At 64.6% G+C, this 16,654-nt stretch carries 11 protein-coding genes; all 11 read left to right on the forward strand.

What is annotated here, in order from left to right; all coding sequences use genetic code 11:
- Positions 1 to 26 precede the first annotated feature (26 nt).
- A complete protein-coding gene (gene tssE, locus GEV38_RS15035; RefSeq protein ID WP_013972749.1) occupies positions 27 to 509 on the forward strand; it encodes a type VI secretion system baseplate subunit TssE in 483 nt (160 codons plus the stop codon).
- Entirely contained in the window at positions 509 to 2,329 is a 1,821-nt protein-coding gene (gene tssF / locus GEV38_RS15040; protein WP_061304500.1) for a type VI secretion system baseplate subunit TssF, read from the forward strand. The genes tssE and tssF overlap by 1 nt, the downstream gene beginning before the upstream one ends.
- On the forward strand, positions 2,293 to 3,363 hold the full coding sequence (gene tssG, locus GEV38_RS15045; protein WP_015270493.1) for a type VI secretion system baseplate subunit TssG: 1,071 nt from the start codon (positions 2,293 to 2,295) through the stop codon (positions 3,361 to 3,363). Before tssF ends, tssG begins: the two co-directional genes overlap by 37 nt.
- Positions 3,360 to 5,957, forward strand: a complete 2,598-nt coding sequence (gene tssH, locus GEV38_RS15050) for a type VI secretion system ATPase TssH (RefSeq protein ID WP_015270494.1) — start codon at positions 3,360 to 3,362, stop codon at positions 5,955 to 5,957. The genes tssG and tssH overlap by 4 nt, the downstream gene beginning before the upstream one ends.
- 24 nt (positions 5,958 to 5,981) lie before the next feature.
- A complete protein-coding gene (tssJ, locus tag GEV38_RS15055; RefSeq protein ID WP_015270495.1) occupies positions 5,982 to 6,704 on the forward strand; it encodes a type VI secretion system lipoprotein TssJ in 723 nt (240 codons plus the stop codon).
- Entirely contained in the window at positions 6,701 to 8,044 is a 1,344-nt protein-coding gene (gene tssK / locus GEV38_RS15060) for a type VI secretion system baseplate subunit TssK (RefSeq protein WP_013972754.1), read from the forward strand. Before tssJ ends, tssK begins: the two co-directional genes overlap by 4 nt.
- Positions 8,041 to 8,757: a type IVB secretion system protein IcmH/DotU gene (gene icmH, locus GEV38_RS15065; RefSeq protein WP_013972755.1), complete on the forward strand. Its 717-nt coding sequence runs from the start codon at positions 8,041 to 8,043 to the stop codon at positions 8,755 to 8,757. Before tssK ends, icmH begins: the two co-directional genes overlap by 4 nt.
- A 30-nt stretch (positions 8,758 to 8,787) precedes the next feature.
- On the forward strand, positions 8,788 to 12,591 hold the full coding sequence (locus tag GEV38_RS15070; RefSeq protein WP_054573235.1) for a type VI secretion protein IcmF/TssM N-terminal domain-containing protein: 3,804 nt from the start codon (positions 8,788 to 8,790) through the stop codon (positions 12,589 to 12,591).
- Positions 12,588 to 13,496 carry a type VI secretion system-associated protein TagF gene (tagF, locus tag GEV38_RS15075; RefSeq protein ID WP_039613677.1) on the forward strand — a complete coding sequence of 303 codons (909 nt, stop codon included), beginning with the start codon at positions 12,588 to 12,590 and terminating at the stop codon, positions 13,494 to 13,496. The genes GEV38_RS15070 and tagF overlap by 4 nt, the downstream gene beginning before the upstream one ends.
- Positions 13,493 to 15,988, forward strand: coding sequence for a type VI secretion system membrane subunit TssM (gene tssM, locus GEV38_RS15080; RefSeq protein ID WP_054573234.1), 2,496 nt, complete (start codon positions 13,493 to 13,495; stop codon positions 15,986 to 15,988). The genes tagF and tssM overlap by 4 nt, the downstream gene beginning before the upstream one ends.
- Positions 15,989 to 16,131: 143 nt before the next feature.
- Positions 16,132 to 16,650, forward strand: a complete 519-nt coding sequence (locus GEV38_RS15085) for a type VI secretion system tube protein Hcp (protein ID WP_013972759.1) — start codon at positions 16,132 to 16,134, stop codon at positions 16,648 to 16,650.
- Positions 16,651 to 16,654: the final 4 nt, after the last annotated feature.

Below are 16,654 nucleotides of genomic sequence, written 5' to 3' on the forward strand. Positions count from 1 at the left end.
CAGGCCGGTGTGTACAGGGATGACACATGAGTAACCAGGCCCGCCTGCTGCCCTCGCTGCTCGACCGACTGCTGGACGACCGTCCGTACCAGTCGGCCGAGCCAGCCGTGCAACGCACCTGCTCGTTGAGCGAGTACAAGGCCAGCATCGTCCGTGACCTGGAGGTACTGGTGAACACTCGCCAGAGCCTGGTCGCCGAAGAGCTGGAGGGCTACAGCCAGCTCGGTGGCTCCATCCTCGAATACGGCATGCCCGACTTCATCAGCCGCAGCGTGCTCGACCCGCATGATCGGCGCCTGATCCAGCAGCAACTGGAGCGGGCGATCAGCACAGGGGACCGGCGCTTTCGCCGTGTCCGCGTGCAGCTGCTGGCCCAGCAGAACGGCCACCGCATGTTGACCTTCCGCGTGGACGCCGTGTTGCGTCTGCAGGACATCAGCCGCCAGGTGTCATTCGACGCCGTGCTGCAGGTCAACACCCAGGAATACAAAGTGCAGAACCTCAACTGATGCTCGACGAACTGCTGCCCTACTACGAAAAGGAACTGTCGCACCTGCGCTTCCTCGGCCAGGAGTTTGCCGCGCAGTACCCGAAAATCGCTTCGCGGCTGTTGATCGAGGGTGACAACTGCGAAGACCCGCACACCGAGCGCCTGATCGAAGCGTTCTCGTTCCTGTCTGCGCGGGTGCACAAGAAGCTCGATGACGAGTTTCCGGAAATCGTCGAATCCTTCCTCGAGGTGCTGTACCCACACTACCTGCGCCCTACCCCATCGATGTCGATTGCCGAGCTGAGCCTGGGCAAGCACGAGAAAGTCACCGAAGCCTACCGGGTGGCGCGCCATACCGAGATGCATGCCAATGCCGTGGAAGGTGTGGTGTGCAAGTTCCGCACCTGCTACCCGGTAGAGCTGTGGCCGATTGCCGTGCAGCAGGCCTCGTTCGCCGAACTGGAGCGTTCGGCCTTCAACGGCCACAGCGCCGACCTGGTCGCACGCCTGCGCATCCGCCTGGCAGCCACCGGCGATGCCCTGTTCGGGCAGATGGAACTGGACCGCCTGCGGTTCTTCCTCGACGGCGAGGCGACCCTGATGCTGCAGCTGTACGAGCTGCTGTTCAACAACCTGGCCAAGGCCACCCTGAGCTTCCAGGACCAGGGCCGCAGCCGCGAAGTGGCCTTGCCGGCCGATGCCCTGAAAGCCGTGGGCTACGCCCGTGACGAAGGCCTGGTGGACTACTCCGAGCGCTCGTTCCTGGGCTACCGCCTGCTGCACGAGTACTTCACCTTCCCCGACAAGTTCATGTTCTTCGACCTGAACGGCTTTGCCCGCATCCTGCAGGGCAAGGCCATCGAGCAGGTCGAGATCAACTTCTATTTCTCCGACTACGACCTCAGCGAGCGCCTGGCGCGGCTGACACAGAACATCGGGCGCAACAACTTCAAGCTCAACTGCACACCGATCATCAACCTGTTCCGCCAGCAAGCCGAGCCGATCAAGCTGACCCACACCCAGCACGAATACCCGGTCACTCCCGATACACGGCTGCACAACGCTGCCGAAGTCGTCTCGATCGACCGCGTACGGCGGGTGCGCAAACTCGGCGGCATCGACCAGGTCGCCACCTGCCACCCGTTTTTCGAACCCCGTGGCGAGCAGGACCCGCACAGCAGCTTCTGGGTGGCGCGCCGGCGCATCCAGGGTGACGCCACCGCCATGAGCATCCGCGTGGTCGACCGCGACCTGGAGCTGATCGACGCCAGCAGCGACACCCTCAGCATCGGCCTTACCTGCAGCAACCGCGATGTACCGCTGATGCTGCCGTTCGGGGGCGAACGTGGTGACTTCAACATTCCCGCCAACTCGGTGATCAAGGATATCCGCTGCCTGCGCAAGCCCACCTCCACGGTGCGTGTGCCCCTGGGCAAGGGCCTGATCTGGCGGTTGATCGCCCACCTGTCGCTGAACCATATGTCGCTGGTCAGCCAGGGCCGCGAAGTGCTGCTGGAGCTGTTGTCGCTGTACAACTACCGCAATGTTTCCGCCATTCGCAAACAGATCAACGGCATCAAGGCGATCAGCAGCGAGCCGGTGGTCGCACGCATCGGCCACCCGCGGCCGAACTTCGTACGTGGCGTCGGCATCACGCTGACCCTGGATGAAAGCCAGTTCATCGGCAGTGGCGTGTACCTGTTCGGCATGGTGCTGGACCACTTCTTCGGCCAGTACTGCTCGATGAACAGCTTCACCCAACTGACCCTGCGCACCCAACAACGAGAAAAGAGAGTCGTCCAATGGCCAGCACGCACCGGCGATCAGCCCCTGGTCTGATCGATCAGGCCCGAGCCGAGCCGCACCGATTCGAATTCTTTCAATTGGTGCGCCTGCTCCGCCTGCACTACAGCCGTACCGGGCGCATGGACCTGGCAACCCGGCCGCACGAAGACCCGCTGCGTTTTCGTACCCAGCTGTCGCTGGCGTTCCCGGCCAGCGAGGTCAGCGACCTGCACTTCGAGCGCGAAGGCAAGGTGTCGCCGGCCGGCTTGCCGCTGTCGGAAGTGCAGGTCACCTTCATGGGCCTGGTCGGGCCGTCAGGCGTACTGCCGCGCCCGTATACCGAGCTGCTGCTGGAGCGCCACGTGCAGTATCGCGACGATGCCGCCCACGCGTTTCTCGACATCTTCTCGCACCGCATGACCACGCTGTTCTACGAGGCCTGGCAGAAGTACAAATTTCATATCGAGCACGAGCGCAATGGCACTTCGGGCTTCGATGGCTACCTGCTCAACCTGGTCGGCCTCGGCCCGCGCGCGCAGCAACTCAAGTTCGAGCAGCAACCAACCGCGCTGCGCCGCGAGCTGTTCAGCTACTTTGCCGGCCTGCTCAGCCAGAAGCCGCGCAACGCGCTGAACCTCGAACGCATGCTCGGCTTCTATTTCTCGCTGCCGATCAAGGTCCGCCAGTTCGCCGGGCGCTGGCTGCACCTGCAGCCCGAACAATGCACCCAGCTCGGCCGCCGCAATGCCCAGCTCGGCCACAGCGCCGTAGCCGGCAACCGGGTCTGGGACTACCAGTCGTGCATCCGCATCGAGCTGGGGCCGCTGAGCCTGGCCGATTACCAGCGCTTCCAGCCGGGCACCGCGTGCTACCGCAAGCTGGTCGAGCTGGTGCGCTTCTATATAGGCGCCGAACTGGATTTCGAAATTGCCCCGCGCCTCAAGCGCGAGGCGGTGCCACGCGCCCAGCTGGGCCGCAGTGGCAATGTCGCCCTGGGCTGGCTGGGCTGGCTCAAACGCCCTGGTCGTGACGCGGAGCCTTCGCGTTGCGCCGTCTTCCACATTCCTTACGATGGGGTCGCCTTGTGAACCTGAAGTCTCTGTTCGCCAAGCTCAACGAAACCAGCCGCACGGCCACGGAAAGCGCGGCGGCCCTGTGCCTGTCGGAGCACCATTACGACGTGGAGGTGGAGCATCTGCTGCTGCAGTTGCTCGATAACAGCGACAGCGACCTGGCGCCGATCCTGCGCCACTACGAAGTAGTCGCCGAGCGCTTGCAGGCGCAGCTGGTCACGGCCCTGGGCACCTTCAAGAAAGGTAATACCCGCACCCCGGCGCTGTCGCCGCACATCACCCGCATGATCGAACAGGCCTGGTTGCTGGCGTCGATCGAATACGGCGTCGGCCAGGTGCGCAGCGCTCACCTGCTGCAGGCCCTGCTCGACGATGCCGAACTGCGTCGCGTGGTGATCGCCTCGGCGCCGGAGCTGGAGAAAATCAACGCCGATGACCTGCGCCTGAACCTTGCCGCGCTGGTGGAAGGCAGCGCCGAGTCCCGGCAGGCCAGCCCGCTGGCCAGCCCGGCAGCGCCAGTAAACAGTGCGAGCAAGGCCGGCGGCAAGACCCCGGCGCTGGACCAGTACACGGTCAACCTCACCCAGAGCGCCCGCGAAGGCCGCATCGACCCGGTGCTGGGCCGCGAGTTCGAAGTAAGGCAGATGGTCGATATCCTTACCCGTCGCCGCCAGAACAACCCGATCCTCACGGGCGAGGCCGGGGTCGGCAAAACCGCCGTGGTCGAAGGCCTGGCCCTGCGCATCGCCCAAGGTGACGTGCCGGCGGTGCTCAAGGATGTGGCCCTGCACACCCTCGACCTGGGCCTGCTGCAGGCCGGCGCCGGGGTCAAGGGCGAGTTCGAGAACCGCCTCAAGGCAGTGATCGAAGAGGTCAAACGCAGCCTGCACCCGATCATCCTGTTCATCGACGAAGCCCACACTTTGATCGGTTCCGGTGGCCAAGCCGGGCAGAACGACGCCGCCAACCTGCTCAAACCGGCCCTTGCCCGTGGCGAGCTGCGCACCATCGCCGCCACTACCTGGGCCGAATACAAGAAGTACTTCGAGAAGGACGCCGCCCTCGCCCGCCGCTTCCAGGTGGTCAAGGTGGAAGAACCCGACGAAGACAAGGCCATCCACATGCTGCGCGGCCTGCTCGGCAAGATGCGCGAACACCACAAGGTAGCGGTGATGGACGAAGCGCTGGTGCAGGCCGTGCGCCTGTCCAACCGCTACATCACCGGCCGCCAGCTGCCCGACAAGGCGGTCAGCGTGCTCGATACCGCCTGCGCGCGCATTGCCCTGGCGCAATCGTCGCAACCTGGTGCCCTGGAAGACTGCCGCCGCCAGATTGACAACCTGCAGGCCGAAATCGCCGTGCTCGGCCACGAAGCCGGCAAAGGCCACGACCACACTCGCCGCCTGGGCGAGCTGCAGGCTGCCCTGCAGGCCGAGCAGCAGCGGGAGCAGCAGTTGAACACGCAGTGGCAACAGGAGCTGGAACTGGTCGAACAGCTCAAGGCGCTGGACGCCGCCAGCGAGGCCGATGCCAAGCAGCTCAACGCCCTGCGTGCCGAACTGGCCCGCGTGCAAGGCGACCAGCCTCTGGTCCATGCCCTGGTCGACAGCGGCGCCATCGCCCAGGTCATCAGCGGCTGGACCGGTATCCCGCTGGGCAAGATGCTGCGTGACGAGATCGACACCGTGCAGCGCCTGCCGGCCCTGCTTGGTGAGCGCGTGCTGGGCCAGGACCACGCCCTGCACGAAATCGGCAAGCGCATCAAGATTTCCCGCGCACGCATGGAAGACCCGAACAAACCGATCGGTGTGTTCCTGCTGCTCGGCCCCAGCGGCGTCGGCAAGACCGAAACCGCCCTGGCCCTGGCCGATACCCTGTACGGCGGTGAACGCAACCTCATCACCATCAACATGTCCGAGTACCAGGAAGCCCACACCGTTTCGAGCCTCAAGGGCTCGCCTCCCGGCTATGTCGGCTACGGCGAAGGCGGCGTGCTGACCGAGGCGGTGCGTCGCAAGCCGTACAGCGTGGTGTTGCTCGACGAGGTGGAAAAAGCCCACCCCGACGTGCTCGAACTGTTCTTCCAGGTGTTCGACAAGGGCGTGCTGGACGATGGCGAAGGCCGCGAGATCAATTTCCGCAACACGGTGATCATCCTCACTTCCAATACCGGTACCGAGCGCATCATGCAGACCTGCCTGAACGCCACCGAGCTGCCGACGCCCGCAGCGATCGTCGAAGACCTGCGTGACCAGCTCAACCATGTGTTCAAGCCGGCCTTCCTCGGCCGCCTGAGCATCGTGCCGTTCTACCCGGTGCAGGACCAGATCCTCGAGCGCATCGTCGCCCTCAAGCTCGAACGCATCGCCAAGCGCTTCGCCCGCAACCACCAGGCCGAGCTCAGCTACGACCAGGCGTTGGTCAAGGCCATCGCCGCGCGCTGCACCGAGGTCGACAGCGGTGCCCGCAACATCGACAACATCCTGTCCCAGACCCTGATGCCCGAGCTCGCCCAGCGCGTGCTCGAGCGCATGGCCCAGGACACGCCGATCCAGCGTCTTGCGATCGAGCTGGGCAGCGATGGCGATTTCGCCTATCGCGTGGCCTGACCAGTACACGGAGGTTTTGCCGTCATGCAACACAAGCACACCGCCCTCAAACGCCTGACCACAGCTGCCTTGCTGGTGGCGCTGGCCGGCTGCGGGGTCACCGACCGTATCGGCAAGCGCATGGAAGACAGCTGGGCGGCCGACATGCTGGCCGACAGCGAAAAGGTCATCCTGACCTCCGACGGCGGCAACCAGCTCAACCCCGATGCCGAGGGCAAGCCGCTGTCGGTGGTGATGCGCGTGTACCAGCTGACCGACCTCGAACGCTTCGCCGCGACCGATGCCGAGACCCTGTGGGACACCCCGGAAAAGGCCTTGGGCAACACCCTGGTGGAAGCCCGCGAAATCACCCTGCTGCCGGGCATCGGCCAGATCGACCAATGGCCACTGGCCAAAAGCGCTCGCTACGTCGGCGTGGCAGCTTTCTTCCGCAACGAACAGGACGCGCGCTGGAAGGTCGCCTTCGACGCCAACTCGCTGCGCAAGGACGGTATCTGGTTCTCTTCCGACGGCCTGCGGGTGCTGGTGGACAACACCGAAATCAGCGCCATGCGTGGCGTCGACGTACTGAACAAACCGCCGACTGCCGACCAGCTGGCAGCCGCGCAGAAGGCCCGGGACAACGCACCGACGCTCACCGACAAGGTGCAGGACGCCGTGCTCGACAAGGCCAGCGATGCCGCCAGCAAATCGGCACAGAACACCATGGATTCAACCTTCAACTCTTTAGTGGATAGCGTCAAATGAGCAAGCAGAGCCGGGTGATGTGGTCGGAAGGCATGTTCCTGCTGCCCCAGCACTTCCAGTACCAGGATGAGTTCCACCAGCACCAGCTGGCCGAGGCGACCCTGCGCACCACCCCATTCCATTGGGGTGTGCAGGTACTGCAGGTGGATGAGGACGCCCTGGCCAACGGTTCGCTGCAGCTCAAGCGCCTCAAGCTGGTGTTCCCCGATGGCAGCCTGTACGACGCGCCGCAGCATGACCCGCTGCCGGCTGCCCGCGACCTCAAGGACCTGCTCAAGGCCAACGACCTCAAGGTCCATGCTGCCTTGAAACTGCCCGAGCCATTCGGCCTGAACTATGTCGAGGACGGCCAGGAACACAAGGCCGCGCGGCGTTTCCGCAAGCAGTTCGATACCCTGCCCGACCTCAATGAAGGCGAGCTGGAAAACGAAATCACCAGCCTGCGCCTGAACGTGGTGCTGCTGGTGGACGGTGACAGCCTGGACGGCTACAGCCACTGCCCGCTGGCCAGGCTGACCCGCAACAGCATGGGCGGTTTCAATCTCGACCCGCATTTCGTCCACCCCACTCTGCATCTGGGCAGCCACGAGACCCTGGCCGGCATCGGCAAGCGCCTGCTCGGCGCCCTGCAGGCCAAGAGCAAGGCCCTGTCCGGCCGACGCCGCGAACGCGCCGACCAGATCGCCGAGTTCGGCTCCAGCGACGTAACCCTGTTCTGGCTGCTGAACACCGTCAACCGCGCCCACCCGCAGCTGGCCCATCTGCTGGCGCACCCGCGCCTGCACCCCGAGCGCCTGTACCTGTTCCTCGCCGACCTGGCGGGTGGCCTGCTGACGTTCACCCTGGACACCCAGCTCAGCGACATCCCCGAATACGACCATCACGACCCGGCCGCGTCGCTGGTCAAGCTCGACGAGATGATCCGGGTGATGCTCGACAACGTGGTGCCCAACCAGTGCATCGTCATCAACCTCAACCAGACCAAGCCGTCGTACTGGCAGGGCCAGTTGCACGATCCACGCCTGACCGAGGCCGACTTCTATATCTCGGTCCATGCCGACATGCCTGGTGCCAGCCTGCTGGAGCTGGTACCGCGGGCATTCAAGGTCGGCTCGCCGGAAGACATCGAGGTGGTGGTCAACAGCGCGATGCCCGGCGTCACGCTCAACCATGCCGCACGGCTGCCCAACGCAATACCGGTGCGCCTGGACAACCAGTACTTCGCCATCGAGCCGCATGGCCATGTCTACGAGCGAATGATGAATGCCCAGACCATCTGCTTCTACGCGCCCAGCGCCTTTACCAACCTCAAGCTTGAACTGATGGCGGTGCTCAAATGACCGAAGCCGTATTGCAACAGGGCGCCGTCGCGGCCGCCAACGACAAACCGACGCTCAAGGACCTGGTCCAGGACTTCATCAGCATGGCCCTGATCGTGCGGCGTGGTCGTCAGGTCACCTCGGTGCCGGCCTTCGAAGCCAGCGTGGAACGCTTCTTCGCCAACCTGGAACGCGAAGCCCGCGCTGCCAACTACAGCGCCGAACAGGTCAAGGACACCCAGTACGCGCTGTGTGCCTTCCTCGACGAGAGCGTGCTGCGCGCGAGCGACAACCAGCTGCGCCAGCACTTCGAGCTGCAGCCGCTGCAGTTCCGCTACTTCGGCGTGCACCTGGCGGGTGAAGGCTTCTTCGAGAAGGTCGATGCGCTGCGTGCCGACGTCAAGCAGAACATCGATGTGCTCGAGGTCTACCACCTGTGCCTGGCCTTGGGCTTCGAGGGCAAGTTCAGCCTCGGCCAGAAAGACCAGCTGCGCTACCTGGCCAATACCCTGGGCCAGGATATTGCCCGCTACCGCAAGGCGCCCAAAGCACTGTCACCGGACTGGGCACTGCCCGACCAGGTGTCGCAGATGCTGCGCCACGAGGTGCCGCTGTGGGTTTACCTGGCGCTGATCGCGCTGGTCTGCGTCGCCGTGTACCTGACGCTGGACTGGTTGCTGGACAAGGACGTCGCCGCCCTTTCCGAACAAATCCGCCAGCTGTTCAGTGCCTGAGCAAACGTCAGGTAGCCGAGTCAGGAAGACATGAAAACATTACTGCGCCTTTTGAAGAATTTCTGGTTTCTCCTGCTGCTGCTGTGGCTGGCGAGCCTGTTGACCTGCTGGTTGGTCGCCCCGTTGCTGCCATGGCTGCAACAGCACCTGCCCGAAGCACTGGCAATCATCAGCGCCTGCTTCCTGCTGGTGATCGTGCTGCGCCAATACCAGCGCATTCGCGCCGAGCACAACCTGGAGAACCTGCTGCAGATCGAGGTTGATCGCTCGTGGAATGCCACTGGCGAGTTCCGTGACCAGCAGGTGCTGCGCGAACGCCTCAAGCATGCCATTGCCATGTTGCGCACCGACCGCTCCGCTGGAGGCGGTGGCAAGGCGGCACTGTCCGACTTGCCCTGGTACCTGGTGGTTGGCATGTCGGCAGCCGGCAAGACCTCGCTGCTGACCCATTCCGGCCTGTCGGCCAGCATTGCCACGGCCAACGACAGCGAAAGCGGCACCCAGCACTGCGACTGGTACTTCAGCCCCGACGCGGTAATGATCGACACCGCCGGCCGCTATTTGCGTGATGACCAGTCGGCCAGCGAGTTCTCGGCCTTCCTGCGCATGCTGCGCAAGCAGCGCGGCAAGGCGGCGATCAATGGCCTGGTAATGGTGGTCAGCCTGCCCGAGCTGCTGGCAGCCAACAGCGACGAACGCAATGCCCTGGCGGCCCAGCTGGTGGCGCGGGTGGAAGAATACGCCGAGTGCCTCGACGCCAACCCGCCGGTGTACCTGATGCTGAGCAAGACCGACCAGTTGCCGGGCTTCAGCCAGGCGTTCGACGGCCTTGACCTGCATGAACGCCAGCAACCGCTGGGCATGACCTTCGGCCTGTCGGAAATCCGCAACAACGGCCTGCACGCCGTGCTGCAGACGCGCCTGGGCAACCTGCAGAACCACATTCGCCAGCATGTCGACGCACAGGTGATCGCCCTCGGTGCCGAAGCCGACAGCACCCTGCTGAACTTCCCGCAATACTTCGCCGCACTCAGCGGTGTCCTCGAGCAGTTCCTGGAGCACTTCACCCGCGGCCATCGCGGCGGTGCCCCGCTGCTGCTGCGCGGCCTGTACTTCACCAGCGCCCTGCAGACCGGGCAGCAGCTGGGGCAGGTATACGAAGACGTCATCGCCGACGAATTCGCCCTGCAAGCCGCCTACGATGAGCACACCGAGAACGTCGGCAAGGCCGCGGGCAACCGCAGCTACTTCATCACCGACACCTTCCGCCAGGTGATCTTCCCCGATCGCGACCTGACCCTGTACCAGTCGCGCCTGGGCCGCCAGGCTGCGTTCAGCCCGCTGCTGCTGGGCCTGGCCGCCGCCACCGGGTTGCTGTTCATCGGTTGGCAGGCACTGTCGTTCACCAATAACCGCCAATGGCTGGACAGCCTGCGCGTGCAGCTGGCGCAGATCGAGCAGGCAGAAGACCGCGAGCAGCAGCTGGCCGCTGGCAAGGGCCTGGAAGTGCTGCGCGAACAGATGGCCCGCGTCGAAAACCATCGCCTGCAGGGTGTACCACTGCAGTTGGGGGGTGGCCTGTACCATGGCGAAGCCATCCACCAGGTGACTCGCACCGCCTACCTGGCGCAACTGCGCAGCCAGGCGCTGGAGCCGATCGCACGCAGCCTGCAAGTGCAGATGCGGGCCTTCAACACCTTCGCCAACGGTATCAACCAGGAGCTGGAATTCACCCCGGCCCCGACACCGAAAAAACGCAATGGCAAGCCGCTGGCCCCGGCCATTGCAGCCAAGGCCCAGGCTGCGCTGGGCAACAGCCGCGCCGGTGCCTATGCCGCCAAGGTCAACCTGGCCACCGCCAGCGATGCCGCCGAGCTGTCTGCCACCACCGGTGGCCTGTCACTGTCCGAAGAAATGCTCGGGCGCCTCGACGAACAGCAGGTGGCCTCGATCATCGATGCCTACAACACCCTCAAGCTGTACCTGTTGCTGACCGAGCCCCAAGGCCATCCGGACCCGGCCTTCGTCGCTGCCAACCTGCCCCAGGCCTGGGCCAGCGCCGCCACCGAAGGCACTCCGGCCGACGCAGCCGTGATCGCAGAAAATGCCCCGCTTTACGTACAGTTGCTGGAACAAGGCCAGGCGCCGTCGTTGCCGCGTAACGAACAGCTGATCAACGAAACCCGGCAAAACCTCAAGTCATTCATGATCTCCAGCTCGCTGGTCGATCGCGAGTACCTGCGCCTGCAACTCGAGTCGAGCCGCCAGTTCCCGGCCCTGAGCCTTAACGACCTGGTGCCGCAACCGGGCCGCGCGTTGCTGTATGGCTCCGCTGGCGTACCGGCAATCTATACCCGCCAGGGCTGGGACACCTTCGTCAAGCCGGAACTGATCAAGCTGGTGTCGGGCAACCTGCGCAACGAGTCGGACTGGGTGCTGGACGGTGAAGGCGGCGATGCCATCGTGCAGAAGGCCAACTTCGTGCGCGAGTTCATGACCCGCTACAAGCGCGACTACACCCAGGCCTGGTACAAGATGGTCAGCAGCGTGGGGGTACGCCACTTCGCCGACCTGGCCTCGGCCACCCAGCAGCTGGGGCTGCTCAGCGACGTGCAGAACTCGCCGGTAAAGAACCTGCTGGCGGCGGTCAATGACAACACCCAGTGGGACCTGCCGGTCAAGCACGCCATCCCGGCCCCCGGTAGTACCCGCGAAGACGGCTTCTGGAGCAAGGTCTCCGGCCTGCTCGACACCAAGGACGCCCTGCCCGCCAACGTCGCCCCGGCCCTGCCGGCGGTGGACGACGGCAGCCTGGCCAAGCGCTTCGAACCGGTGGCGCGGGTATTTGCCGAAAACAACGCCGAAGGCGCCGACAGCACCATCATGGACCGCTACCTGGCCGCCTTGCGCAAGCTCAAGGTGCGCATGAACAACATCCAGCGCTCGCAGGATGTGGGCAAGAGCAGCAAGCAGCTGATCAGCGAGACCCTGGAAGGCCAGCCGAGCGAGATCACCACCGTGCGCAACTACGTGGAGAGCAGCGTCGACACCAGCCAGGACGGCCTGTCGCGCTCGCTGCAGGGGCTGTTCAGCCTGCCTATCCAGTATGCCTGGGCGACCCTGCGCGACCCGGCCGGCCAGCAGATCGCCAAGGCCTGGGCGCAGCAGATCGCCAAGCCTTGGGAACAGGTCATGGCGCACCGCTACCCGATTGCCGGCAGCAGCCGCAACGAGGCGTCGGTAAAGGACCTGCAGCGCTTCGTCGACCCCGACAGCGGCCTGCTGCCGGCCTTCAAGCGCAACGAAATCGGCAACCTGGCCGGGGGTGAAGGCCTGGGTGTGGGCGACGGCAAGGCACCGGCGCTGGTCAACCCAGGCATGCTCAACAGCATCGACAAGGCCAGCTCCGTGGGCCAGGTGATCGCCAGCCTGTCGGACCGTGACAACGGCTTCGAAATCATGCTGGAACCTTCTGCCAACTTCACCGACATCGTGTTCACCCTCGATGGCCAGGAACAGCACTACCGCAACGGCCGCAGTAGCTGGAACCGCTTCGCCTGGCCGGGCACCAGCAACGCTCCGGGTGCCCGCCTGGATGTGGTCACCCTCAGTGGCGCGCGGGTCACCGTGTTCGACTTCCCCGGGCGCTGGGGCCTGCTGCGCATGAACGAAAGCGCCCGGGTCGAAGACCTGGACGGCATTCAGCAACGCTTCAGCTGGAACACCGCCAGCGGCCGCGTGAGCCTTGTAGTGCGCAACTTCGGTGGGGTGAAACTGACCGACCTGGGTGATGTCAAGGCGCTGAGCGCCCTCAACGACAGGGGCGCCCAATGATCGGTTGCTTCGGCAAGCTGCCGTCGAGCGCAGACTTCGTCAGCCTGCATGGCGCGGCGGAAGAAGTCTGCGAGTTCGACGCCTGGCTGCAGTCTGCGCTGGCGGCCATGCGCCACCGCGAAGACTGGCAGGCATTGTTCGACGCACTGCCGATGTGCTTCTTCAATTACCGCGCGAGCAACGGCAACTGGCTGCTGGGTGGCCTGCTCAGCTCGCGGGATGCCAGCCAGCGACGCTACCCGTTCTTCATCTTCCAGTTGCTCAAGGGCGAGGGAGCCACGATGCTGGTGAACCCGTTCACCCTCGGCGAGCTGTTCAGCGCGCAGATCAAGCCGATGCTGCACCAGGCGGTGCAGGGCGCTGACTGCGCCAGCCTGTTCGAACGCATCAAGGCCCTGCGGCCGCTGCAGGCCCAGGACCTCGACCTGTTTCGCCAGGTGCACGCCAAATTCCTCAAGGATTTCAGCTTGGCCGATGTCGCCCGCGCCCTGCTGCGCTCCTGGCCGGACTTCAAAAGTGACAAGGCGCTTGCGCTGCTGCAGGCAAGCCGAGCCGTGCTGCACAACGATTTCGCCGGTGGCATCGAGCTGCCCTTGCCGGCCGAACGCGGCCTGAAAAACCCTACCGCCGACCTCTGGCTGACCTGGCTGACCCGCATGAGCCGGCAGCCCGGCGTGCCGGCGGTGAGCCTGCTGGCCGACGACTTCATGAAACCACGGCTGTACTGCCTGCCGTCGCGCCACGCCAACTGTGCCTACCGCCTGCTCAGTGGTTGCGCCGAAGCAGGTCAGCATCTGGAGCCGCTCGACCCGCTGACGGTAGCGCCACGGCTGCACGATTACGACCGATCTCTTGAACATGTCATCGACCAGTTCGTCGATGCGCTGGATGCGACACCTGTATGAACAAGATCAAGTACTACTGCCTGCGCTACCAACCCTACCTGCTGGGAGTGGCGTTCTTCCTGGCGATCTTCCTGGTCTGGGCCATCGGTTGCGCCCTGGGCTTCGCCTCGCTGCATAGCCTGCTGGCCGGGATCGGCGTGTTCCTGATGCTGTCGGCAGGCTATGTACTGCTGCTTTATCGCGGCGCCGGCCAGCACCACAACCTCGAAGGGTTACTGCGCGACGATGCCGACCAGGCGGTACTCAACGCCACCCCCGCCGACCGCGAAGAAGTAAGCCTGCTGCGCGAACGCCTGCTGCAGAGCATCGAGCGCCTGCGCAGCAACACACCTCGTGGCACCTCGGCCAAGGACGCGCTGTACGCCCTGCCCTGGTACCTGGTGATCGGTCAGCCGGCCGCCGGCAAGAGCACGATGATCCTGCAGTCGGGCCTGAACTTCCCCTATGCCGAACGCGAAGGCGCACGGGTTGCGGGGCTTGGCGGCACGCGCAACTGCGACTGGTTCTTCAGCTCCGAAGCCGTGCTGCTGGATACCGCCGGGCGCTACATGAACAGCCCCGAAGAAGCCGGCAAGTGGCGCGGCTTCCTGCAGCTGTTGCGCCAGCATCGCCAACGCCGCCCTCTCAACGGCTTGATCGTCAGCGTCAGCATCGCCGACATCCTGCATGGCTCGGCCGAGGACCAGGACCGCGTGGCCAAGCGCCTGCGTGAACGGATCCAGGAAAGCTGCGCGCTGCTGGAAGTGCGCCTGCCGATCTACCTGGTGTTTACCAAGTGTGACCTGATCCCCGGCTTCACCCCGTTCTACCGCCAGCTGGATGACGCTGCGCGTGGTGAAGTGATGGGCAAGACCTTCTCGCACAAGGGTTACGCGCAGGCCGACTGGGGCCAGCGCTTCGGCAAGGCGATGGACGAACTGACCGGTTACTGGCAGCAGGTGGCGAGCCAGCACCTGGTGCAGCAGGACATTCAGGTCACCCGGCAGAACAACGCTGCCTACCGCTTCCCGCTGGAGCTGGCCGCGCTCAAGCCGCGCCTGCAGCAGTTCGTCGACAGCCTGTTGCGTGCCAACCCGTACCAGAATGCCGAAATGCTGCGCGGGTTCTATTTCACTGCCGCACTGCAGGCCGACGAAGCCCTGTGGGGCAGCCACGGCCAGCATGTGGCCGAACGCTTCGCCCTCGAACATGCCGAAGGCACCGCCACTGCCGTCAGCCAGCCGGCGCCGCTGTTCATCAACAGCCTGTTCCGCAAGGTGATCATCCCTGACCAGCACCTGGTGGCGCTGTACACCAGCAACACGCGGGAGCGCCGGCGCAAGGCGGGCTGGGTTGCCGCCACCGGCCTGGCAGCCCTGGTGCTGTGCAGCCTGTGGGGCTGGTCGTACCTGAACAACCGCGCCACCCTGGCCAGCATCGCCGACGAACTGGCCCAGGCCAAGGCCGACGACCAGGCTGCCCGCGGCCAGTACGCCGCCTGGCATAGCCTTGACCGCTTGCGCTTCTGGGCCGAGCACTACTATCAGCAGCACCGCGAACAGGGCGTGCCGCTGGGCATGCGCCTAGGCCTGTACCAGGGCCATGAGGTCGAGCCGCTGCTGCGCAGCCGTTACTTCGCCACGCTGCAGAACGTGATGCTCAAGCCCACGGCAGACAACCTGACCCGCACCCTGTACCTGCTGACCACGATCAAGGTGTACCAGCGCAACACCCGCGAACTGCAGCCTGTGAGCGGCGTGGACAGCGTCGAGGCCGAGGCGCTGCCACATGACAACCGCGCGCAGTCGATCGCCGACTTCGGCAAGGCGGCGCTGGATACCTACGTGATGCTCTCGCCGGCCCGACGCGAAAACGCCGACCCGGCGTTTCTCAAGGCGCACCTGCCCGACTACTGGTACCCGGCCATCGCTCGCCATACCGGCAAGAGCATGGCCGCGGCCGCCAGCGAGGCCGGCGGCAACCAGGACTACCTGTACGCCAGCCGCCAGATCACCTTCTACAGCGACCAGATTCGTGAGCCGGATGTGCCGCGTATCCTCGACAACGCCTTCCTGATGTCCAGTTCGCGCAATTACATCGACAGCCTGCGCGCCCAGTCGCTGCGTTCGATCGAGACCATCACGCTGGAGTCCGACACCCTGTTCGCCTTCGGCCGCGCAGACTTCCAGAGCCTGAAGAGCGAAGGCCAGAGCCAGCTGAGCGCGATCGCCAGCAAACTGCTGAACACGCCCAACATCGGCAAGATCATCATTTCCGGCCACGCCGACCAGCTCGGCGACAGCCAAGGCAACCTGCAGGTTTCGAAACAGCGGGCGCAGACCATTCGCACCTACCTGGTCGGCAAGGGCGTACCTGCCGAACTGGTGGTCGCCCAGGGCGAAGGCAGCCGCAAGCCGCTGGTCAACTGCGACCTGCAGCAACCGCGGGCGCAACTGATCAAGTGCCTGGAGCCCAACCGCCGGGTGGAAATCGAAGTACGCGGGCTCAACTGAAGCCCGCTGCAAGAACCGGCTACCCGGGCCTCACAGGAGGAGGCCCGGGTAGCGGAAAGCTACCTCTGCCGACAGGTTCGGCGAGGTCAAAACCAAGGGGCGCATGAGCAACCCTTTAAATGTTGTTAATGGAGAGTTTCACAATGGCATTTGACGCGTATATCCAAATCGACGGCATCCCGGGCGAAGTACTGGATGCAAAGCACAAGGACTGGATCGAAGTGCTGGGCTACGAGTACGGCGCCACCCAGGCCACCTCGGCTACCGCCAGCTCCTCGGGCGGTGCGTCGTCCGAGCGTGTTGCCCTGAGCGACTTCAAGATCCGCAAGGCGGTCGACAAGGCTTCGGCCAAGCTGTTCGAACACTGCTGCACCGGCAAGCACATCGCCAAGCTGAAGCTGAACGTGAACCGCGCCGGTGGTGACAAGGTCACCTACCTGACCATCGACATGGAAGAAGTCGTGGTCTCCTCGGTGCGCTTCATCGCCGGTGGCAACCAGAACGGTGAAGACAAGGCTGTGAGCGACCTGCCGGTCGAAGAAATCAGCTTCAACTTCGCCCGCATCAAAACTACCTACACCCAGCAGAACCGCACCGACGGCCAGGCTGGCGGCAACATCGTCGGCGGCTGGGACCGCACCGCGAACAAAGTGTTTGCCTGATAAC

Source organism: Pseudomonas sp. 13159349, assembly GCF_013305685.1.
GTDB lineage: Bacteria > Pseudomonadota > Gammaproteobacteria > Pseudomonadales > Pseudomonadaceae > Aquipseudomonas > Aquipseudomonas asiatica.

Coding starts and splice junctions, on each gene's coding strand:
- tssE (WP_013972749.1), top strand. CDS start 27: ATGAGTAACCAGGCCCGCCTGCTGCCCTCGCTGCTCGACCGACTGCTG.
- tssF (WP_061304500.1), top strand. CDS start 509: ATGCTCGACGAACTGCTGCCCTACTACGAAAAGGAACTGTCGCACCTG.
- tssG (WP_015270493.1), top strand. CDS start 2,293: ATGGCCAGCACGCACCGGCGATCAGCCCCTGGTCTGATCGATCAGGCC.
- tssJ (WP_015270495.1), top strand. CDS start 5,982: ATGCAACACAAGCACACCGCCCTCAAACGCCTGACCACAGCTGCCTTG.
- tssK (WP_013972754.1), top strand. CDS start 6,701: ATGAGCAAGCAGAGCCGGGTGATGTGGTCGGAAGGCATGTTCCTGCTG.
- icmH (WP_013972755.1), top strand. CDS start 8,041: ATGACCGAAGCCGTATTGCAACAGGGCGCCGTCGCGGCCGCCAACGAC.
- GEV38_RS15070 (WP_054573235.1), top strand. CDS start 8,788: ATGAAAACATTACTGCGCCTTTTGAAGAATTTCTGGTTTCTCCTGCTG.
- tagF (WP_039613677.1), top strand. CDS start 12,588: ATGATCGGTTGCTTCGGCAAGCTGCCGTCGAGCGCAGACTTCGTCAGC.
- tssM (WP_054573234.1), top strand. CDS start 13,493: ATGAACAAGATCAAGTACTACTGCCTGCGCTACCAACCCTACCTGCTG.
- GEV38_RS15085 (WP_013972759.1), top strand. CDS start 16,132: ATGGCATTTGACGCGTATATCCAAATCGACGGCATCCCGGGCGAAGTA.